Raw genomic sequence first — 21645 nt, 5'->3', positions numbered from 1 at the left:
CAACTTTGCTAAAACTATTTGAATGAAAACAATTGTTTATATCTTACTTTTATTTCCATCCATAATTTTTGCACAGGTGATAACTGGAAAATTGATGGATGAGCAAAATCAACCCATCAAAAATAGTTCAATTGAAGTTGAAATTCCTTCACAAGATTCTATTATAACTGAATCGAATGAAAATGGCGAATTCAGTTTTGAACTTCATCAAGCAAAATTATTTACGATATATATTAAAGAATTCGGCTACCAAGAATTTGAAGAAACCTATCAAACTAATAATACAAAATCTATTCAAATTGTAATTAAAAAAGATGAAACAATAAACCTAAAAGATGTTGTTGTTTCAGCTCAAAAACCTTTGTTGAAACGAAAAATTGACCGAATAGAATTTAATGTAGAAAATACGCCTTTACAAAATCTTAGCGCTTGGGATATCGTGAAAAACACACCAAATGTTCTCTTAAAAAATAATCAATTAAGCGTAAGAGGAAACACACAAATTTTGATCACGATTAATGATAAAAAAACTTTGATGACGGAAGATCAATTGAAACAATTGTTAGAAAATACAGATGGTGTCACAGTTTTTTCGGTTGAAATCATTACAAATCCACCTGCTAAATATGAGGCGTCTGGAAGTGCGATTATCAACATCAAAATGAAGAAAAATGTACTTTCTGGTTACAAAGGACAAATCGCTACGCGTTATCATCAATCGATTTATAGCAAAGGAATGTTGGGAACAACACAGTCTTACAATACAGAAAAATGGCAATTGACAGGAAATTATTATTTTGTGAATGGAAAATATGTTCGCAAAAATTTTGATGTTGTAACTTTTCAAGATGATAAAACACGTTGGGAGAGCGACATGATTCGCAGAACAGTTGCGAAACAGCAGCATCTCTACAATTTTGCTACTCAATATTCAATCGATAGTTTACAAAATTTTCAGTTCGGAATAAATGGATCAAGAAACCCTGCATCAATTGGGAATTATAATGTTCCGACAAATATTTACAATACAACGAATAATCAACTCGAATCATTTTATAAAACACAAAATCATCGTCGCGAAGCTTCAAATAATTTCAATACCTATTTGGTTTATGATAAAAAGTTTAGAAAAAACAATTTAACTTGGAGCAACAATTTTAGTCATCGCTATTACAAAGAAAATCAAGATGTTTTAACGAAATTAAATTTCAAAGATAAACCTTATGAAGAAAACCGTTTTTTAAGTACTGCACTTCAAAAATTGAATTTATTTTCTACTCAAATTGATTATAGTTTAACTCATGAAAATTTTGGTTTGGAGGCTGGAGCAAAACATAGTTTTGTGAAAAATGACAATGATTTAGATTTTTTTGAATCAATTCAAAATCAAATCGAATATCAACCCGAAAAAAGTAATGTTTTTAATTACAAAGAACAGATTTTCGCCTTATATCTTTCTGGAAATTACAACTGGAAAAAGTGGGAAGCAAAAGCTGGTTTGAGAGCTGAAACAACTTGGATTAATACGATTTCTGATCACCCAATTAATCATAATAAACGAACAAATACAGACTTATTTCCAACAATATATTTGATGTACAGTTTTGAAAACGCAGGACAAATTGGTTTGAATTATGGTAAAAGAATTAATCGACCAAATTATAATTTCTTGAATCCTTCGAAATCGTATTACAATCTATTTTCATATTTTCAAGGCGATGCAAACGCAGTTTCTACGATTATTCACAATTTGAGTTTATCTTACACTTTAAAAGATTGGAATTTTGAAATGTATTATCGCTACGAGAAAGACCCTGCAATGGAAATTTCAATTCAAAATCCTGAAACTTTCGAAACGGTTTATCATTTTACGAACATCAAAAATGGAGAAGCTTTTGGAGCAAATTTTTCGAAAAATTTCAATCTAAAGTCGTGGTGGAAACTAAATTTCTTTGCAATGGGCGAATACAATCAAAACTATTATTTTGTACCAGAACAACAACAATATAAAAATGAAGTATTTTTTTATCACTTGAATTTGAATACACAACTGGATTTGGATAAAGAAAAAACCTTTAACATTTCAGCTGGCTATCAATACAATTCAAAAGCAATTCAAGGTTCGTTTAACATCAGCTCTTCCCAAAATACCTACTTAATTTTGAATAAAAAAATATGGGACAAACGTTTCGAAATAGGTTTAACATTTAATGATATTTTCAGAACTGATCGCAATACTATTTCAACAAAATATGCAAATCAGAATCAGGTTTTCAAAGATTATCGCGACACACAATATTTTATGTTGAATTTGAAATACAATTTCGGAAATCAGAAAGTAAAGGATGCGAAACAAGTTCAAAAAACAGCAGAACAAAATAGGATTTAAAATGAAAAGCCTCTAAAACAGAGGCTTTTCATTTTAAAAAATTTATGATCAAAGAAAAATTATTTCTTTAAAATAACTGTTCCACCAGCTTGAGCTTTTGGAAAAATAGTCACATCTGCAATTTGCACATGTTCTGGTTGTTGCAATAAATACTCGATTGTATTTGCAATATCTTCTGCTTGTAAAGGCTCGAATCCTTTGTATACATTGTCTGCTTTTTCTTCGTCGCCTTTGAAACGAACCAAAGAAAACTCTGTTTCTACTGCTCCAGGCGCAATATTTGAAACTTTTATTCCGTAAGGTAACAAATCGTAACGCATTCCTTTACTCAACGATTCTACTGCTGCTTTAGACGCGCAATATGTGCCACCATTAGGGTAAACTTCTTTTCCTGCGATTGAAGAAAGATTGACAATATGTGCATGATTTGATTGTTTTAACAATGGAATAATCGCTTTAGAAACATAAATTAATCCTTTAACATTGATATCAATCATTGCTTCCAAATCCTCTACATCAGCAGAGTCGAAAGGTGCTAACCCATGTGCATTTCCTGCATTATTAATTAACACATCAATATTTTTCCATTCGTTCTCTAAACTTTCTACTGCTTGAAAAACAGCTTCTTTGTTACGAACATCAAATTGAATGGTTTTCACTTCAGTTAGTTGACTCAATTCTGCTTGAATTTCATCTAATCGTTCTTGACGACGTCCACATAAAATTAAACGGTAATTTGGTGCTAATTTCTTTGCTGTCGCCATTCCTATGCCAGATGTTGCTCCGGTAATGAAGACTGTTCTTTTCATTTTCTTAAATAATTAAAAGTGCTTTTTTAAAACCGTCTAAGATACAAGCTAAAAAGAAATTAAAAAATGATTTATCCTGTTTTCGTTCAACATTTTCTACTTTTTTTTCTCGTATTTCTCCTCGCGAATTATTTTTAATTGCTGTATTTCCAACTGCTGATAAAAGCTTGCGTTTCGATCCATCATCTCGCAAAACATTTACATTCAAATCTTGATAATCAATTCCAAAATTACCACTTGCAACTTTATCATTTCCATCAAAATCGAATTTTATTTGATTAAAAAATCCATCAACAGAAACTTTAAGATATGGTTTTACAAAAGGATCGAGATTTTTTGCAGGTAGTTTTGTTATTCCGCCTTTAATATTAAATTTTTCAGTACGATTCATAGGATTAAATGTCCAATTCGCACGCAAATCTCCCTTCATAAATTCGGAACGCCAATCAACATTGACATCTGGTAATGATTTTTTACGATAACCAGAATTGACATTTTTAACGGTTGTATTTATCGACGAAAAAGTTAATTTTCCAGTTCCAATACTTTTTTCAGTTTCTTCTTCATACTCCAATTTCGAATTCACCAATTGCAATTCCTTTACACCTAAATCAAACTTCATCTCCCGTAATTTTTCTGAAAACATTGTTTTACGTTTTGTATCATCAGGCGGAACTAAACTTCTGTAAATATTTGCATAAAGTTGATTTAATTTCAATTGATTCGCTTTCAAAAAGAAATCTTTTGAGGGCGAAATTCCCCATTTTATACCATTTCCATTGATTTGATTGACAGAAACGGTGTACAAATCTGCTTGTTTTTGCAAAGATGCTGTATACGCCTTTCGAGAAACTTTCGGTGTTAAATTCATTTGATTTAACGTTAAATTCCCGTTGTAAAATTGTAATGCTCCCGTATTTAATTGATAGGTTTTTCCTAAATCATACTCTATTCCTGAAGATTTTAATAAAACTGAATGATAGGAAAAAGGTATGGCTTCTTGAATCGTTTTTGGATCTACATTGATCTGATCGAATACCAATTGAATTTGCTTCAAGGATAAGTTTGGTATTTTTTGTTGATAAGGAATCACCTCCAAATGACCATTTACCAACGAAACCTTATCTACTTTTATAATATCATTAAATGCCTTAGAAGTTTCTCCTTCGCGCTGAGCAACACGTCTAGGTTGACCATAAATCGTGAATTTTGGATTTTTGAAAAGAATATGATTAATTCGAAGTTCTCTCCCAAACTCATTATTCAGACCTAAAACAGTCAAATTAACATGATTGAAATCAAACTTTTGCGAAGCGATAAATCGAGATTGTTTAATTTGAATTGTATCTACACCAAGATTGAAATTGATTAAAAATTTTTGAGTTGCATTTTCAGCTTTCTTCGCTATATTTTTTTGATTTTTTTGATCGATAATTTTCACATTTACCTCATCCAATTTGATTGAATTCGTATGAAAATAAAATTCACTATTTTTCATTCCCCAACTGATCTTATTTAAGGTTAAAATAGGTGCTTCAACATCCAATAACGTATTTGATTTTGTGTGATTTTTATTGAATTTATTTTTAGAGATCATTGGTTTCATTTTAAAGTTTTTCAGAATCAATTTCTTTTCTGTAAAATCAAAATTAGAAGCCGTTAACGTATGCATTTCATTTAAGCGATAATACATCGAATCTAACTTTATACGAAACGTTTTATAATCAATAGGTATTTCATTGGTGCGCGTTAATTCGTTCATTTTTATTCCTTCAATATTCAACACAACATTATTCACCGCATATTTTACAGTTGTTGCGTTCGAAAAAAGTGAACGAATTTTTCCATTTTCTATTTGCAGTTTTTTGATGTTGATCAATTCAGCATCATCTGTTTTTAGGGTAACTTTTTTGACTGATTTATCGGCTATCTTATTTTCAGATTTTGCTTGAATAATGGTAATTCGTGGTTGTTTGAATTTAATTAAATCCGTTTTAAAATACAACTTATCTTCCGAAGTAAATCCCCAATCCATATTAGAAAGTGAAAGCAAAGGAGATGCTATGTCCAATAAATCATTTTCTGAATCATTTGGAACATATAATTTCCCATTCATTTTAAGTGGTTTCATCGAAAAATCATCCAATTCAAAATCGGTTTGATTAAACTGAACTTTTCTTGCTCGAATTAATTGTTTCTCTTTCAATACAAAAAACATCGAATCTAATTTGATATCAAATGCAGCGTATTTAAATGGTATTTTTTTATTGATTGTTCTTTCGTTGAAACGAACGCCATCAAAATCAATATCAAAATTAGAAACATTTGCGAGATGTCTTTTCCCTGATTGTGAATACAAGTTAAATTCGCCGTTTTTAATGTTTACATTAGACACATCAATGCTTTGTCCAACTTTTGAATGAATCGTATCTTTTTTGACGGAATCTTTTTTTTCTTTTAAGTAATAATTGACTGAAGGATGGTGGATATTGAGCGAAAGTGCAGCAACTTCTTTTTGGGTGATTAACTTGAAAAAATTGATACCAACTACTTTAATCTCTTTAACTTTTCCGGTTGCTTCGATAGAATCCTTTATCATCAAAGAATCTTTAGGAGATACTTCGACATTTTTAAGTGAAAGAGACGAATTAAAGATAGAGAAACTTAAATCTTCGTAGGTCAGATTGTAAGCTGTATCATTTTTTTCGGCAATAATTTTTGGGAGACGATTATTGAGAAAATAAGTAATGTAAAAACTTAGTATAAAAAGTATCGCAATAATAGATATTAGCGCGATACTTATTTTTTTTATCCAACGGTTCTTACTCATTGATATAGTTTGGTTAACAACGTAAAAAGACAATTATTATACCAAACTTAATAAAATGTTAAAAGCTATTCGTTGATATCGTAAATTTCTTTGATGTTCTCAAGAATTAAATCGAAATTAAGATTCAGATCAATTAATTTCCCTGTAAACAAATCGAACACCCAACCGTGTACAATTAATCCATTTTCCATGGCGCGTTGCACGAAAGGATTTTTAACCACATTGACACATTGTTCTTGTACATTTAGCTCTACTAAACGGTTGTAACGCATTCCTTCATTTTCAATTGCATTCAATTCTTCTGAATGTAGACGGTACACATCTCGTATATTTCTTAACCAAGGATTCATAATTCCTAAATCTTTTGGAATCATGGCAGATTTAATCCCTCCACAATTGTAATGCCCACAAACCACAATATGTTTCACTTTTAAATGCTCTACCGCATAAGCCAAAACCGACGTTGTGTTCATGTCCAAACTAATGACCATGTTTGCAATATTACGGTGAACAAAGACTTCTCCAGGTTCAGCACCTAATAATTCTTCCGCTGTAACACGACTATCCGAACAACCAATATAAAGAATTTCAGGATTTTGTCCTGCCGAAAGTTTATCAAAATAGTGTTCATCTTGACCTAAACGTTTATTAACCCATTCTTGATTGTGTTCGAAAACTTTTTTTAAATTCATAATTTTTTAAATTACATCTTGTAACTCGGGATGCTTACCAATGTAAACACTTACATAACTACAAAACGGTATGATTTTCAACTGATTTTTTCTTGCGTATTTTACAGCTTCTAACACTAATTTTTCGGCTAAACCTTTCCCTCTCAATCCAGGATTAACACCAGTATGATTGACAATCATTTGTTCCTCTTTCAACATAAAAGTAAGCTCGCCTACCTCTTTGTTGTTATCGTCAGTCATAACAAAAACGCCATTCTTTCCTTCTAAATTTAATTCGATCTTCATTGCAGTTTATATTTGAGATTAAATTACTCTTTTTAGATGAGATAAAGCCCCTAATAATTGTTAAATATCTATAAATACCAGACAAATTTAAGGTCGAAAAGTTTTTTAATCAAAGAAAATTGATACAAATAAAAATATTCTTTTAAAAATCAGCTTTCTAATTGATTATCAACAACAAACCCTTCGATATAATATTTAATGTATAGGTATGAGTTTTTTACTTGATTATTTATTACATTTGTTAGATATTTTAAGGAAAGATTCTTCATATGAAATTTATTGTATCGAGCAACACGTTATTAAAAAATGTTAACTTAATCGGAGGAGTAATAAACTCTAATAATACTTTACCAATCCTTGATAATTTTTTATTCGAATTGGACGGTAGCCAATTAACGATCACAGGTTCTGATTTGGAAACGACTATTTCTACGACGTTAGAAGTTGAATCTAATGACAACGGAAAAATTGCTATTCCATCAAAAATCTTAACAGATACGTTGAAAACTTTTCCAGCTCAACCACTTACTTTTATCCAGAAAGAAGGAAATACGTTGGAAATTGTTTCAGAACAAGGAAATTATCAGTTAGCATTTGAAGACGCAAACGAATATCCACAAACACCAGATATAGAAGATGCAAGTTCTACAACACTTAGTGCAAGCATTTTATCAGAAGCAATTATCAAAACAATTTTTGCGACTGGAAACGACGAATTACGTCCTATTATGACGGGAGTTTTCTTCCAAGCAAGTGCAGATATTTTCCGTTTTGTTGCAACAGATGCCCATCGTTTGGTGAAATATACACGCAATGGTTTAGACAATTTACAAGCTGCAGATTATATAATGCCAAAAAAACCACTTAACTTATTGAAAAATATTTTAGGAGGAAATAATGACGATGTGATCATCGAATATAACAATACAAATACACGTTTCTCTTTTCAGAATATCGTGCTTACTTGTCGTTTAATTGATGGTAAATATCCAAATTATGAAGCCGTAATTCCAAAAGAAAATCCAAACGTATTAACGATTAACAGAAATTTATTCTTAACATCATTAAAACGAGTGGCTATTTTCTCGAACAAAACTACCAATCAGGTTCGATTAAAATTAGTCGGAAATTCATTAACAATTTCTGCGGAAGATATCGATTTTGCAAACAAAGCAGAAGAAAGACTTCCTTGTGATTATAACGGAACTGACTTACAAATCGGTTTCAATTCTCGTTTCTTAATTGAAATGCTAAATAATTTACAATCAGAAGAAATAACATTAGAAATGTCTGAACCAAATCGCGCAGGAATCATCAAACCGGTTGATGGACTTGAGGATGGCGAAGAAATCTTAATGTTAGTTATGCCAGTTATGCTTAACGCATAATGAACAAGAATACATAAAATTCATTTTTACAATACAATGAAAATTTCATACAATTGGCTAAAAACCTACATTGATACTAATATAACACTTGATGAAGTATCTGCTACACTAACAAGTACAGGTTTAGAAGTAGAAGGAGTAGAACAAGTAGGTGGAGCTAAAAATTACTTGGAAACTGTATTAGTTGGTAAAGTTTTATCAGCTGTACCTCATCCAAATGCAGATAAATTAAAAGTTACTAAAATAGATTTAGGAGACGGAAAAGAAACACAAATTGTTTGTGGTGCTCCTAATGTTGCAGCAGGACAAAATGTACCTGTAGCAACTGTCGGAACAGTTTTACCTTCTCCAGATGGAGATTTTAAAATTAAGAAAGCTAAAATTCGTGGTGAAGAATCTTTTGGAATGATTTGTTCTGAAGTAGAATTAGGAATCGGTACTGATCATTCTGGAATTTTAGTTTTACCAGAAGAATTAAAACCAGGTACTTCTACATTTGATCTTTTCGGAAAAAATGATGAAATTGACCATGAAATAGAAATTGGTTTAACACCAAATCGTGCAGATGCAATGTCTCATTTTGGTGTTGCTCGTGATTTACACGCAGCGCTTAAAACACGTAAAATTGACTCTACCTTCAATACGTATAATGTATCTAATTATCCTACAACGGATTTAGGTCAAAACCCAATTTCTATCGAAGTAAAAGATACAGCAGCAGCACCGCGTTATGCTGGTGTTTACTTGAAAAATATAAAAGTTACCGAATCACCTGATTGGTTAAAAAATCGTTTGAAAGTCATTGGATTATCTCCAATTAACAATGTTGTGGACATTACCAATTATATTTTACACGATTTAGGTCAACCTTTACATGCTTTTGATGCTGATAAAATTGAAGGAAATAAAATCATTGTTCAGAAATTAGCTGAAGGAACAAAATTCACTACTTTAGATGGCGTTGAGCGAACATTAAAAGGACACGAATTGATGATTTGCAACGAAAACAATCCAATGTGTATTGCGGGAGTTTTTGGAGGAAAAGATTCAGGCGTTTCTGAAACAACAACTTCTATTTTCTTAGAATCAGCTTATTTCGAGCCTGTAACAATTCGTAAAGGTGCAAAAGCACATGGATTGAATACAGATGCTTCTTTCCGTTTTGAACGTGGAATTGACCCTAATATCACAGTTGATGCATTGAAAAAAGCAGTGTTGATGTTAGTTGAAATTACAGGAGCAGAAATTGCTTCAAATATTGATGATATTTACGCAAATCCAATAGAAAACTTTAACGTAAAATTACGTTTAGGAAAAGTTGTCGAATTATTAGGCGTTGAAATTCCTGAAGCTAAAATCAAAACAATTTTAGAGAACTTAGAAATCAAAATCTTATCAGAAAATGATGACGTTTTAAATTTAGAAGTTCCTGCTTATCGTGTAGATGTCTTACGTGATGTGGATTTGATCGAAGATATTTTGAGAATTTATGGGTATGACAACATCGAAATCCCTTCTAAATTCTCTTTTTCTTACGTTCCAAATCAAAAAGTTAGCCCAGATAAAATAGAAGATTTTATTGCACGTCAACTGATTTCTTTCGGATTTAATGAAGCGATGAATAACTCATTAACGAAGAAAGAATACGAAGAAGTTTTCTTTTATCCAGAAGGAGAAAGTGTTGCCATGTTAAATCCGCTTTCAGCTGATTTAGCAGTTATGCGCCGTACATTATTGAATGGATTATTAGAAAATGTAGCGTTCAACATTAACCGTCGTAATTCGGATGTTAAATTATTCGAATTCGGAAATGTTTACCGTAAAATTGATGGTATTTATGAAGAAAATAAATGTTTAGGAATCGTTCTTTCAGGAAACTTTAATAGCGAATCTTGGACTGGAAATTTACGTAAAGCTTCATTTGCTGATATCAAAGGATTAATCAAACAAATTTTTGTTCGATTAGATATTCAAGTAACGGATGAAGTGCCTGCAAAAGATGATAATTTCTTGGATGGGATTGAATTTATTTCTGGTAAAAAATCATTAGGAAAGCTTGGAATCATCAACAAAAAATTAGCGAAAAAATTAGGTGTAAATCAAGATGTTTTCTTTGCTCAATTAAATTGGAATACAATGATTGCGTTAGCAAATAAACACGATTTAAAATACAAAGAAATTTCTAAATTCCCTGGTTCTCGTAGAGATTTAGCGTTGCTAATCGATTCTACTGTGAAGTATGACGATCTTTTTAAAGCAGCGAAAGAAATTAAAACAAACTTATTGAAAGCGGTTAATTTATTCGATGTTTATGAAGGTGATAAATTACCTGCTGGTAAAAAATCATATGCGTTAAGTTTTATGATTCAAGACGAAAATAAAACATTGAACGATCAAGAAATTGATGGTTTAATGAATAAATTAATCAAATTGTATCAAGAAAAATTCAACGCTGAGTTGAGATAAAATATTCCGAAAAATGAAAAAGATTGTAACCCTAATTTCAGCAACTATTTTAATGAGTTTTGTAGTAACTTCATGTTCTACAACTAACACTGCAAGATTAAAATCAAAAGGAGATGTTTCGATTTCAAATCAAAACTGGTATTTGATGAATGACAATAATATCGTAAAAGGTTTGTACGAAAAAGATGTGATGATACTAATTGACGAAGCGAATTCTACTGTAAGTGGATTTGCGGGTTGCAATAATTTCAATGCTTCTTTTACAAAAGTTAGTGGCGTAACAAGCTTTGTAAATTTTTCTGAAACTAAAATGGCTTGTCCAAATTTAAAAGAAGAAAAAGCATTTTTATCGATGTTGAAAAACGTAAACCGTTATGAAATTTCTGGAAAGGAATTACATCTTTACAAAGGCAATATTTTATTATTAAAATTTAAAACGATTTAGTTTTTTAGAAATATAAGCTCCCAAATTTGGGAGCTTTTTTTATACTTCATTATTTTCTACTGAGGATTGATTTGTATTTAATTCAACTGATTCATCACTTTGTTTGAAACCAATTTTTGTGATTGGTATTTCTTTTGTCGTTAAATAAAACTCTAAATCTGCATTCAATTCAATCAAACGATGCGGAAAATCTTGTCCAACATTTTGCTTAGCCTCATTTACAAAAATTGCACAATGTCTCAAATAATCTGGTGTTAATTTTGACTTTGCTTCCTGAAAAGCTGAAAACAAAACCTTTTCTGTCATCATAATATTTTTCGTTTCATCTTTTCTAAACAAAGCATACAAACGTTTTTTTAAGGATTGAGTAAAATCGATCAACATTGTATTCGAAAACAATCTCATTTCTGCAGCATAAGGAGTCCAAAAATCTTTGTTCAATGCATTTTGATTTTTCAAAATAGTTAACAACGGCGAATCCGATGCTAAATTAGCCGTCAAATGATGTAAAATCAATTGAATTCGTTCATCTAAAGTTGGAGGAAAAATTGGAATATGCATATCAAAACGTCCTGGAGCTACAATTTCATCATTCAAAGTAGACAATGATTCGACCGCTCCTACAATCAATAATTCTTGTCTATCGTTCTTCTGAATATGTCTCAAAACTGAATAAAATAAATCTATCATTTCTGGAGAAATACTGTTATCAGACGAAGAATGCAACAATTCATCAAACGAATCAATAAACAAAAGTGTATTGGGTTGATTCATTTTTTTCGAAAGAAAATCAGAAAATTTATTTTTCTTAGAATCAAAATTTCCAATTAAATAATCGTTAAAAACATGTACAAAATCATAACCAATCATATCCGCTATTTTCTTTGCCCAATATATTTTTCCACTTCCTGGAGGTCCATATAAAACCATTCCTGCAGGTTTCGAAATCCCCCATCTTTCCACTTGATCTTTACTGATAAAAGGATCTAACATATCTGTTAAATAAAAATATAAATCGGTATAACCGACTAATGATTTTCCAGAAAAATCTTCGCACTGTGGAAAAGCTTTTTCTATAAACGGATATTTTCCTCCAATGTAAGAATGTATCAAATAACTTGAAACTCCAGTTTTCATTTGTTTAGCAACATTTTCTGGAATCCCGTTTGAAACAAAAAAATGAAGAACATCTTCTTCTTTAGCTCCAATTGTTTTAGCTATTTCCTCTATTGTTTTCTCCTTAGAATAATCTTCGGCATATTTTTTCAGAAAATCTTTGTTCTTCTCCGAAAAATCAAGAAAGTTTTGTGTTACGTTAAAATTTTCATCGATACAAAAACTCAAATCAATATTAAAATCATTGATAAAATTTTGTAAACTTCCTAAAGATATTTCGAGTTGATTAGATAAATCTTTTAGTTTCATTTTTTGTGGTTTGTTCTAATTTCTATTAAAAATAGAGATTAATTCACAAACTAGATCTTTTTAATTTCTAAACTTCTGTTAAACAAACAAGCGCATCTATGGATGCGCTTGTTTGTTTAATTAATATATTTTTCAGATCTATAATTTTGACGAATGAAGATATTCATCCATTTCTTCTTTATTTGCTTCATCTACCTCTTCCTTTAATACACGATTTGCGACTTTACCAACAGTCAAACCTTGTATAACGATCGAGAATAAAACAACGATGTATGTAATTTCTAATAACAAATCTTTCCATTCAGAATTTGGCATCGAAAGTACTAATGCAATGGAAACTCCACCACGAATTCCTCCCCAAACCAATACAATTAACGAACCTCTTGAATAGGTGTTCTTTCGTAAAATAGTACGCGCCGGAATTATTATGGATAACATTCGCGATAATAAAACAATAAAAATAGCTACGACTCCAAGTAAAATCTGCCCCATCAAATCTTCTATTAATAACAATTCGAAACCTATAAAAAGAAATAAAATTGCATTCATTATTTCATCGATCAATTCCCAAAATTTAGCAAGATAATCTTGAGTAGTTTTACTCATTGCCACTTTTTTTCCATAATTACCGATAATTAAACCAGCAATTACCATTGCCAATGGACTTGAAACATGAAGTTCTTTAGCTATTAAAAATCCTCCCATTACTATAGATAGTGTAATCAGAGCTGAAACTTTGTAATCATCGATTTTTTTCATCGAATTGGCAGCTGTAAAACCTAATAAAAGTCCAAGTATAATTCCTCCACCTGCTTCCATTAAAAATAACTTAGAAACACTTACAAAATCTGCATCAAAGTTTGGATTGGTTGCAATTTGTAAAACTACAGCAAACATTACTACCGCTACACCATCATTAAATAGCGATTCTCCTGTAATTTTTGTTTCGATAATTTTAGGAACTTTTGCTTGTTTTAAAATTCCTAAAACGACAATTGGATCAGTTGGAGAAATCAATGTTCCGAATAACAAACAATAGATATACGGAATTTGTATACCGAAATATGGTGCGATGTAATATAAAATTGCTGAAATGATAAAGGCAGATATCACTACCGAAATTGTAGCATAGGTCGCAATAGTCCACCTCAAATTTTTAAGATCAAGAATATTAACATGCATTGCACCTGCAAAAAGCAAAAAATTAAGCATTGCCCCCATTAATATTTCATTAAAATCGAGGCTTTTAAATAATTGAAAAAAGTCTTTTGTTGCATCTGGAAAATAACTATCACCTAATAGACGAATGGCGACAGAAACTAGCATTGCGATAATCATAATTCCAATTGTCCCTGGTAATTTCAAGAATCGAAGATTCGCATAAGAAAATAATGCTGCAAGAACAATAAGAACCGAAAAAGAATAATATAGTTCCATTGGTGTTGATTAAAAATTTTGAAAAAGTTACAAAAAAAGAGCCACTTTAGAGTGGCTCTTTTTATAATAATTTGAATTATTTATCTAATTAGTTTTTTGGAGCTTGTCCAATTAAATCCATAAATTGATCTAATTTAGGTAAGATAATAATTTGTGTACGACGATTTTGAGATTTACCTTCTGCTGTAGCGTTCGTAGTTAATGGGTTGTATTCTCCACGACCACCAGCTGTTAAACGTTTTCCATCTACACCGTATTGGTTTTGTAATGCTTGTACAACAGATGATGCACGTAAAGCAGATAAATCCCAGTTGTTACGGATGTTTGGTTTAGAAATTGGCACATTATCTGTGTTACCTTCAATCAATACATCGTAGTCTTTATAATCATTGATGATTTTTGCAATTTTACTTAAAGTTTCTCCTGCAGCAGGTGAAATCTCATAGCTACCAGATTTATATAACATATTATCTGCTAATGAAATATACACCACACCTTTTAATACTTTTACATCAACATCTTTTGCTTCGTTGCTTGATAAAGAACGAGTTAAGTTGTTTGTTAAAACCATATTCAAACTATCTGATTTGCTTTTTGCATCAATCAAGTGTTTGATGTATTTATTCGATTGATTGATCTCGTTAACTAATTCAGACACATTTTTAGAACCACCATTAATACAATTTTTCAATTGCTCTTGTAATTGTTTAATTTGGTTTCTTTCACTCTGAACTGTGTTCTCGTATTGATCTTGATTAGCCTCGTAATTAGCTAATTTGGCTTTCGCTACAGCTAATTCTGTTTGACATCCTTGGTTCTCAGAATAAGCAGAATTGAATTTATTTTGTAATTCATCATACTTCTTCTGACTCACACAACTAAATAAAGTTGAAGCAGCGATAACCGCTACTGGCAAAATTGAAACTTTCATAATTATTTTTTTATTTCAGTTATACGAATATATGTTATTATTTTTTATTGGAACTAAATATTCCTCAAAAACCATGCTGTAAAAATAGAAAACTCCCACAATCGTAAGGTTGTAGGAGTTTTAATATCTTATCTAAACCCTATTCTATTAATCCTGAGGGATATACAACACTTGACCTGGATAAATTTTATCTTCGTGTTTTAACATTGGTTTATTTGCTTCGAAAATTTTTGGATATTGCATTGGATCTCCATAAACTTGTTTGGCAATTTTAGATAAAGAATCTCCACTTTGCACAGTGTACATTGTTTTAGAAATATCTGGAATTTCAATTTTTAAAGGTGTTTTTAACGTTAATTGATCTTCTACTGCTTCTACTCCATCAATGTTTCCTGCTGTTGCTAAGATTTTTTGTTTTTCGTTGATATCCAGAACTTGTCCCGAAACCACAATTTTTTCTCCATCAGCAGAAAATGTAACTCCTGATAAATCAAAACCTTGTTTTGCTACTTGTTCTTTTACTTTAGCTGCTTTTTCTTCTGGAGTTTCCGCTCCTCCGAAGACTTTTTCTCCGGCATTTTTAATAAATGAAAATAATCCCATAGTGAGTTGATTTTAATAATATTTATTTGTTGATTTTTAGTAAGTATACTATTTCTCTTACAATTATCGTGCAATTGATGAATATTTCTTTTTCAAATTTTCGCTCATCAATCGCTGTTGTTGAATTTGAGTTGTTAATTGATTAATCTTTGCATCAAGTCCTTTATCTTTATCCTCTTCTATTTGTATTTTTCCGTTCAATGAAACAACTTGATCTTCAATTGTACGCAAAGCGTTTTCAGTTTTAATTTTTTTCTTCATCAATCCATCCATCATTATATCATCAGATTCTCGTTCTAATTGATTCACAACTAAATCCAATTTATCGCCTAAGGCTTGCTTTTTACTTTCTAATTTTAGAAGTGTATTACTATTTTTTAAATATGATTTGATCGAGCTTCCTTTCTTTATTTGCGCATCCGCATTCTCTTTTGTTAAACGAATCATATTTTCATTTGCTAATTTCAATTCAGTTCGTACACAACTTTGTTTTGTTTTGATGGCTAAATCCTGTAATTGATTATAAATCAAATCAAATTCTGCAGAATGACTATTAAATGTCATTCCATTTTGATCTGTCAATGTATTAATCACAGTTGTTTTCCCATTTTCTTCCTCCACTAAGCTAATAACTGATTTATACACATCTTGCGAATTCTTGAACTTGATATTATTGGCTTCATGCTTTTTAAGAAATCCTGAAGCTCCTTCTTTGTTTGTCACCCAATTTTCCCACGATTTTACAATCAAACTTTGAGCACAATTATCCGTCGAAAAAGCAAATGATTTTAAATCTTGTCCATTCATTTCATATTCTACTTCAAATAATCCTTCATCAGATTGTGCAAAAACAGCGACAGAGGTAATCAAAGTTGTAATGGCTAAAAGTAATGTTTTCATCAAGTTTATATTTTAAAGTTCTATTTACAATTATTTTACCCAATTTAGCAAATTATGAGCGTTTTTGAAAAGGTATTGTACAGATTTTTTAGAATGGTTAATTTTATCCAGAAATTAATCAAAACCCCATGCAGACAAAAATTTTATTGATTTATACAGGTGGTACAATTGGAATGGCCAAAGACTATGGCGATCAATCTTTAAAACCTTTTAATTTTGATAATTTATTGAAGAGAATTCCAGAATTAAGCCTTTTGGACTGTTCTTTCGATTATCATAGTTTCGAAACGCCAATTGATTCTTCTGATATGAAACCGAAATATTGGATAGAAATTGCCGAAACAATTCAGCAAAATTACGAAAACTATGATGGTTTTGTTGTATTACATGGTACAGATACGATGGCGTATACGGCATCTGCAATGAGTTTTATGATTGATAATCTTGAGAAACCAATCATTTTTACTGGTTCTCAATTACCAATTGGAGATTTGCGAACTGACGCCAAAGAAAATTTGATCACGTCTATTCAATTAGCATCGTTGAAAAAAGATAATCAACCAATCATCAAAGAAGTATGTGTGTATTTTGAGTACAAATTATTCCGTGCAAATAGAACAACTAAGATTAATGCAGAAAACTTTGATGCTTTCGAATCACCTAATTATCCAGTTATAGGAGTTTCTGGTGTTCATTTAGAAGTTAAAGAAGATTTATTGTTTAAAAATACAGTTACAGATCAACTTAGTATCAATAAAAATCTTAATGCTGATGTTGGTGTATTAAAGATTTTCCCTGGTATGAATCGCTCTTTTATCGAAAGTGTTTTGAAAGCGCCAAATATGAAAGCGTTTATTATTGAAGCTTTTGGAACTGGAAATATTTTCACTGACGATTGGTTCATCGAATTATTAAAAGAACTTACCAATAATGAAATTCATCTCATCATCAATACGCAATGTGCAGGTGGAATGGTAGAACTTGGACGTTACGCAACAAGTGATGCTTTATTGAATATGGGTGCAATTTCGAGTTTTGATTTAACTATGGAAGCTGCTATTACAAAAGCGATTTACTTATTAGGACAAAACCTCTCGAAAGAAGAATTTAAAAAACAATACGAAACAAATCTGAAAGGAGAACTTCGTCATCATTTTTACAATGATTAATTTAAATGATATCAACATAAAAATCTCTACAAAGTAGAGATTTTTATGTTCATTATTTCTTCCCTGACATCGAAGCGCCATCAGATTCTTTTAACTTGAAAAAGATATAGGTTGATAGAATCGTCATTACACCCATTGCTAAAAATGAATAACGAAAGGCTTGTACTTCTACACCATTCGTTAACCCTTTCATATCTCTAAAAAAACCTAATATTAGAGCTGCGACAGAAATTCCAAAAGTCAACGATAATTGTTGTGTTACGGCTAACAAACTATTTCCTTCGCTTGAGGTTTTTTCATTCAAATCGGCTAAAGAAATGGTATTCATAGCTGTAAACTGAATCGAACTGAAAAATCCGTTCAAAATCATCAATGGAATAATATAATAAATGGGCGATTGTGATTCTAAAAAGAAAAACAGACAAATAATTAACCCTAAAATAATCGTATTTGCTATCAACGTATTTCTGTATCCAAATTTATTTACAATTGGTACTACAAAAGATTTTGCAATAATATTACTTGCTGCAGCTGGAATCATGATTAATCCTGCTACAGTAGCAGTATACCCATACCCTACTTGCAACAATAACGGAATAAGAAAAGGTATTCCTCCAATTCCTAAACGTGTAATTAGATTACCGATTATTCCAATTTTTAGCGTTCTTATCTTAAACAAATTCAAATCTATTAAAGGATGTTGTTTATGTTTCGCATGATAGATATATAATCCAATTAAAAAAATAGAAACAACAGTTAACGCTAACACTGTTTGTATTCCAATCACCCGAGTTGAAGTAAGTTCCATTATCAAAGTTAGAACTGTAACACCTCCACTGAAAAGTATTAAACCTTTGATATCAAATTTGAATACAGGATGTTTAAAATCAGGCAATGCAAAACTTGTCATCCAAAGAGCTAAAATTCCAAATGGAATATTCACGATAAAAATCCAATGCCAAGATAATATTTCAACTAAAATACCTCCGATAGTAGGACCTAAAAGAGGTCCAATTAAACCAGGAATAGTAATAAAATTGATTACTTTCAACAATTCACTTTTAGGATAAGCGTACAAAATCGCCAAGCGAACAACAGGCACCATCATTGCACCACCTATTGCTTGAATAATCCTCGAAATAACTAAAAAAGGTAAACTTGTTGCAAACGCACATAAAGCTGAACCAATGGTGAAAATAATAATCGCGGATTGAAAAACTTTTTTTGTTCCATATTTATCTGAGAGCCATCCACTCAAAGGAATTAACAAGGCTACTGTTAACGTATATGCCACAATAATTGATTGAATTTCTAAAGGAGATTTATCTAATTCTTTGGCAATTGTAGGTAAAGAGGTATTTAAAATTGTACCATCCAAAGATTGCATAAAAATTGCCATCGCACCAAGCCATGGCAAATATTTTAACATTTTTGGATTTAAAATATGATTAGAATTCATTGTGGTCATTGTAGCAAATTCTATTCCTTTTTAGTTACTATTTACTTCCTTGTTCGATTTTAAAAAAGACCTAAAATATTTAGGCCTTTTTTTTCTATAATTTATTTTTTAATAAACTTCAAATTTTTAGTTCCTTCGATTGTAGAAACAGAAATAATATATACTCCTTTGGTAAAAGATGAAACATCTATTTCTTTCATTTTTTTATTATTAATTGGAATTATTCGTCCATTAATATCATAAATTTTATAATCTAACACTTTCGCATTTGATTGTATATGTAGTAACTTCTCTGTTATTGTTGGATAAATTTTAAGATTAAGCTCTTTGGATGTATACTCCTGAATACCCAAATTTTGAAAATTCAGTACTGGATAATTATCATTTAATCCATTAACTATTCGCCAAGGTTTATCAGAATTTGAAGCATTTAATATCTCAGCGAAAGTTTCATTTTTCATTACAGAAGTTATATTTCCAGTAATATCAACCAACATACCTTCCATCTCTAAAACTCCAACCGCATCAATAGTGGAAACTGTCTTGTCAAAATGTGCATTTTTAAACTCTGCATTCCCTACCATTCCAGCAAAAGAACCTACAGCTATTGGTGAAGCAACATTACCTACAGCATAAGAATTTTCTACATTCAAAGCAAATTGCGCATATCCTACAAAACCACCAGCTCTTTCAATATTTGCCTCAACATCTGTAATACAATATGAATCTTTAACTACGTTCGTTCTATTTGGACCAAATGCCATCGTTGTAAAACCTACGAATCCTCCAATAATATATTCTCCTTTAACTGTTCCTTTGGCAAAAGATTTTGTAACAGTAGCTTTGTCCCATAAACTTCCTGTAAATCCACCTATTTGATTAATCCCTTCTACATAACCTTCAAAAGATGAATTAGTTGCAAAAGACTCTGTTAAAAGGCTTCCTGCAAATCCACCTACATTATAATCTGTACCTATAATTTCTCCATTAGTAACGTGACAATTCTCTGCCGAGCTATTCGTAGAAAGATTTCCTACAAAACAACCAGCTGTTCCTTTGGCTCTTATGATTACATTATCAAGTTTTAAATCTTTTAAAGAAGCTTTGAATGCTTGACCAAAGAAACCAACAAAATCTCCCGTTGGCCTATTAATAAAAACATTCTTAATGGTGTGATTATTCCCCAAAAATATCCCTGAAAAAGGTTTTTGATATGAGTATCCAATCGAAGTCCATAAATGTTTTCCGACATCAATATCATTCGAAAGTATTATCGTTTTTCCCGAAAAATCATTTCCATCATACACCAACTTAGCTAAACCAGAAAGCTGTTCCGCATTACTCAAAGTAAAAGATGTTGAAGTAGAATTGTACCAACTAACATCTGTAAAGTCTATCCATTCAGTAGTCGGAAAATTTTCAGTTCCTTTATTTGTTAACTCTTTTTGAATTGATGATTCAAGTAAATTAGGTGCTTTTCCAGTTTGCCCAAATAAAGGTACACCAGTCATTAGTGCAGTTAAGAAAATTGTAAATAGTGTTTTTTTCATATTTTGTGATTTAAACACTAATATATTATTATTTAAAACTTTAACAACTATAAAACTAAATAATAACTCCATTTATTTTAAGTAATTACAATCACTTACTGAACTAATTATAAGCAAGATATAAAAACAAAATTTTATTTTAAAACAAAATTCCATAATCATACAGATATACTTAATTTTGTAATTATTATAGCAATAAACATGTTTCTCAACGCGCATACACATCATCTATCTAACGATTCAACGGTTTTAGAATTGTACAATCAATTTCCGAATAAGCTGAATAATAGCGTAAAGCTATTTTCTATTGGAATTCATCCAGCTTATATCAAAACCTCATCAATAGAAGAAGAAATAAGACTTATTAAACAAAATCTTTCAAATAAAAATTGTTTAGCAATCGGAGAAATTGGCTTAGATAAATTGTGCGAAACAGATTTTAAGTTACAAATCGAGGTTTTTGAACAACAATTAAAGATTGCGGAAGAATTTAAAATTCCTGTGATTATACATTCGGTTCGTGCTTATCAAGAAATCTTACAGATTCGCAAAAAAATGAAATTAACGATTCCGTTTATGTTTCATGGTTTCAACAAGAACGAACAATTACTCCATCAGATTTTGGTGCAAAATTGTTTTGTATCTTTTGGTAAAAATCTTCTTTCTAACAAAAACTTACAAATTATATTTGCAAAAATTTCTGCAAATCAATTCTTTTTAGAAAATGATGCAAGCGAAATTCCGATAAAAGAAATTTATGCATTTGCAGCAAATTTGAGAAAAATAACAATCGAAGAATTACAACTTCAACAAGCAGAAAATTGGAAAACGATTTTCGGTTACGAAGTTCAATCAAAATAAAATATA

General features: G+C 30.8%; 17 protein-coding genes. 6 read left to right on the top strand and 11 right to left on the bottom strand.

Annotated features, from left to right (window positions below; translation table 11 throughout):
* Window positions 1-22: 22 nt before the first annotated feature.
* The gene (locus IF125_RS00420; RefSeq protein WP_225541142.1) at window positions 23-2389 is read left to right on the top strand and encodes an outer membrane beta-barrel family protein; all 2367 of its coding nucleotides are present in this window, start codon (window positions 23-25) and stop codon (window positions 2387-2389) included.
* A 59-nt stretch (window positions 2390-2448) separates the two neighbouring features.
* Here IF125_RS00420 and IF125_RS00415 read toward each other — a convergent pair whose 3' ends face one another.
* The 4 genes from IF125_RS00415 to IF125_RS00400 form a co-directional block, all read right to left on the bottom strand.
* Window positions 2449-3198, bottom strand: a complete 750-nt coding sequence (locus tag IF125_RS00415) for an SDR family NAD(P)-dependent oxidoreductase (RefSeq protein ID WP_171621949.1) — start codon at window positions 3196-3198, stop codon at window positions 2449-2451.
* Between the two features lie 4 nt (window positions 3199-3202).
* Window positions 3203-6028, bottom strand: coding sequence for a hypothetical protein (locus tag IF125_RS00410; RefSeq protein ID WP_225541141.1), 2826 nt, complete (start codon window positions 6026-6028; stop codon window positions 3203-3205).
* A 65-nt stretch (window positions 6029-6093) separates the two neighbouring features.
* On the bottom strand, window positions 6094-6720 hold the full coding sequence (locus IF125_RS00405; RefSeq protein ID WP_225541140.1) for a carbonic anhydrase: 627 nt from the start codon (window positions 6718-6720) through the stop codon (window positions 6094-6096).
* A gap of 6 nt (window positions 6721-6726) precedes the next feature.
* A complete protein-coding gene (locus IF125_RS00400; RefSeq protein ID WP_225541139.1) occupies window positions 6727-7005 on the bottom strand; it encodes a GNAT family N-acetyltransferase in 279 nt (92 codons plus the stop codon).
* 269 nt (window positions 7006-7274) lie between these two features.
* On the opposite strand from IF125_RS00400, the gene dnaN reads away from it, so the two are divergent.
* Genes dnaN through IF125_RS00385 form a run of 3 tightly spaced genes read left to right on the top strand, consistent with a single transcriptional unit; the run spans window position 7275 to window position 11304 of the window.
* On the top strand, window positions 7275-8393 hold the full coding sequence (dnaN, locus tag IF125_RS00395; protein ID WP_171621945.1) for a DNA polymerase III subunit beta: 1119 nt from the start codon (window positions 7275-7277) through the stop codon (window positions 8391-8393).
* Window positions 8394-8429: 36 nt separating this feature from the next.
* The gene (gene pheT, locus IF125_RS00390) at window positions 8430-10859 is read left to right on the top strand and encodes a phenylalanine--tRNA ligase subunit beta (protein WP_225541136.1); all 2430 of its coding nucleotides are present in this window, start codon (window positions 8430-8432) and stop codon (window positions 10857-10859) included.
* Window positions 10860-10872: 13 nt separating this feature from the next.
* On the top strand, window positions 10873-11304 hold the full coding sequence (locus IF125_RS00385) for an META domain-containing protein (protein WP_225541135.1): 432 nt from the start codon (window positions 10873-10875) through the stop codon (window positions 11302-11304).
* A 39-nt stretch (window positions 11305-11343) separates the two neighbouring features.
* Here the strand turns inward: IF125_RS00385 and IF125_RS00380 are convergent, their stop codons facing one another.
* From IF125_RS00380 to IF125_RS00360, 5 genes are all read right to left on the bottom strand, one after another.
* Window positions 11344-12729, bottom strand: coding sequence for an AAA family ATPase (locus IF125_RS00380; protein WP_225541134.1), 1386 nt, complete (start codon window positions 12727-12729; stop codon window positions 11344-11346).
* Between the two features lie 138 nt (window positions 12730-12867).
* Entirely contained in the window at window positions 12868-14166 is a 1299-nt protein-coding gene (locus tag IF125_RS00375) for a cation:proton antiporter (protein ID WP_225541133.1), read from the bottom strand.
* 88 nt (window positions 14167-14254) lie between these two features.
* Complete coding sequence (locus IF125_RS00370) at window positions 14255-15097, bottom strand: OmpA/MotB family protein (RefSeq protein ID WP_225541132.1); 843 nt, start codon at window positions 15095-15097, stop codon at window positions 14255-14257.
* A 147-nt stretch (window positions 15098-15244) separates the two neighbouring features.
* Window positions 15245-15700 carry a peptidoglycan-binding protein LysM gene (lysM, locus tag IF125_RS00365; protein ID WP_225541131.1) on the bottom strand — a complete coding sequence of 152 codons (456 nt, stop codon included), beginning with the start codon at window positions 15698-15700 and terminating at the stop codon, window positions 15245-15247.
* Window positions 15701-15763: 63 nt separating this feature from the next.
* The gene (locus tag IF125_RS00360; protein ID WP_225541130.1) at window positions 15764-16600 is read right to left on the bottom strand and encodes a hypothetical protein; all 837 of its coding nucleotides are present in this window, start codon (window positions 16598-16600) and stop codon (window positions 15764-15766) included.
* Window positions 16601-16728: 128 nt separating this feature from the next.
* Between IF125_RS00360 and IF125_RS00355 the strand changes: the two genes are divergently transcribed.
* Window positions 16729-17769, top strand: a complete 1041-nt coding sequence (locus IF125_RS00355; RefSeq protein WP_171621937.1) for an asparaginase — start codon at window positions 16729-16731, stop codon at window positions 17767-17769.
* A gap of 52 nt (window positions 17770-17821) precedes the next feature.
* On the opposite strand, the gene IF125_RS00350 is transcribed toward IF125_RS00355, so the two are convergent.
* Both IF125_RS00350 and IF125_RS00345 read right to left on the bottom strand, forming a co-directional pair.
* Window positions 17822-19228 carry a DHA2 family efflux MFS transporter permease subunit gene (locus IF125_RS00350; RefSeq protein ID WP_225541227.1) on the bottom strand — a complete coding sequence of 469 codons (1407 nt, stop codon included), beginning with the start codon at window positions 19226-19228 and terminating at the stop codon, window positions 17822-17824.
* Between the two features lie 101 nt (window positions 19229-19329).
* A complete protein-coding gene (locus tag IF125_RS00345; protein WP_225541129.1) occupies window positions 19330-20778 on the bottom strand; it encodes a T9SS type A sorting domain-containing protein in 1449 nt (482 codons plus the stop codon).
* A gap of 201 nt (window positions 20779-20979) precedes the next feature.
* On the opposite strand from IF125_RS00345, the gene IF125_RS00340 reads away from it, so the two are divergent.
* Window positions 20980-21639, top strand: a complete 660-nt coding sequence (locus IF125_RS00340) for a TatD family hydrolase (RefSeq protein ID WP_188319164.1) — start codon at window positions 20980-20982, stop codon at window positions 21637-21639.
* Window positions 21640-21645: the final 6 nt, after the last annotated feature.

Source organism: Empedobacter stercoris, assembly GCF_020281205.1.
In the GTDB taxonomy this organism is placed as follows: Bacteria; Bacteroidota; Bacteroidia; order Flavobacteriales; family Weeksellaceae; genus Empedobacter; species Empedobacter stercoris.
The sequence above is the reverse complement of the archived record's forward strand: the minus strand, read 5'-3'. Positions and strand labels throughout refer to the sequence as shown.

Excerpts from the sequence above, each read along its gene's own strand:
- pheT (WP_225541136.1), top strand. The coding sequence starts at position 8,430 with ATGAAAATTTCATACAATTGGCTAAAAACCTACATTGATACTAATATA.
- IF125_RS00350 (WP_225541227.1), bottom strand. The coding sequence starts at position 19,228 with ATGAATTCTAATCATATTTTAAATCCAAAAATGTTAAAATATTTGCCA.
- IF125_RS00405 (WP_225541140.1), bottom strand. The coding sequence starts at position 6,720 with ATGAATTTAAAAAAAGTTTTCGAACACAATCAAGAATGGGTTAATAAA.
- IF125_RS00375 (WP_225541133.1), bottom strand. The coding sequence starts at position 14,166 with ATGGAACTATATTATTCTTTTTCGGTTCTTATTGTTCTTGCAGCATTA.
- IF125_RS00345 (WP_225541129.1), bottom strand. The coding sequence starts at position 20,778 with ATGAAAAAAACACTATTTACAATTTTCTTAACTGCACTAATGACTGGT.
- IF125_RS00415 (WP_171621949.1), bottom strand. The coding sequence starts at position 3,198 with ATGAAAAGAACAGTCTTCATTACCGGAGCAACATCTGGCATAGGAATG.
- dnaN (WP_171621945.1), top strand. The coding sequence starts at position 7,275 with ATGAAATTTATTGTATCGAGCAACACGTTATTAAAAAATGTTAACTTA.
- IF125_RS00370 (WP_225541132.1), bottom strand. The coding sequence starts at position 15,097 with ATGAAAGTTTCAATTTTGCCAGTAGCGGTTATCGCTGCTTCAACTTTA.
- IF125_RS00400 (WP_225541139.1), bottom strand. The coding sequence starts at position 7,005 with ATGAAGATCGAATTAAATTTAGAAGGAAAGAATGGCGTTTTTGTTATG.
- IF125_RS00420 (WP_225541142.1), top strand. The coding sequence starts at position 23 with ATGAAAACAATTGTTTATATCTTACTTTTATTTCCATCCATAATTTTT.
- lysM (WP_225541131.1), bottom strand. The coding sequence starts at position 15,700 with ATGGGATTATTTTCATTTATTAAAAATGCCGGAGAAAAAGTCTTCGGA.
- IF125_RS00385 (WP_225541135.1), top strand. The coding sequence starts at position 10,873 with ATGAAAAAGATTGTAACCCTAATTTCAGCAACTATTTTAATGAGTTTT.
- IF125_RS00360 (WP_225541130.1), bottom strand. The coding sequence starts at position 16,600 with ATGAAAACATTACTTTTAGCCATTACAACTTTGATTACCTCTGTCGCT.
- IF125_RS00410 (WP_225541141.1), bottom strand. The coding sequence starts at position 6,028 with ATGAGTAAGAACCGTTGGATAAAAAAAATAAGTATCGCGCTAATATCT.
- IF125_RS00340 (WP_188319164.1), top strand. The coding sequence starts at position 20,980 with ATGTTTCTCAACGCGCATACACATCATCTATCTAACGATTCAACGGTT.
- IF125_RS00380 (WP_225541134.1), bottom strand. The coding sequence starts at position 12,729 with ATGAAACTAAAAGATTTATCTAATCAACTCGAAATATCTTTAGGAAGT.
- IF125_RS00355 (WP_171621937.1), top strand. The coding sequence starts at position 16,729 with ATGCAGACAAAAATTTTATTGATTTATACAGGTGGTACAATTGGAATG.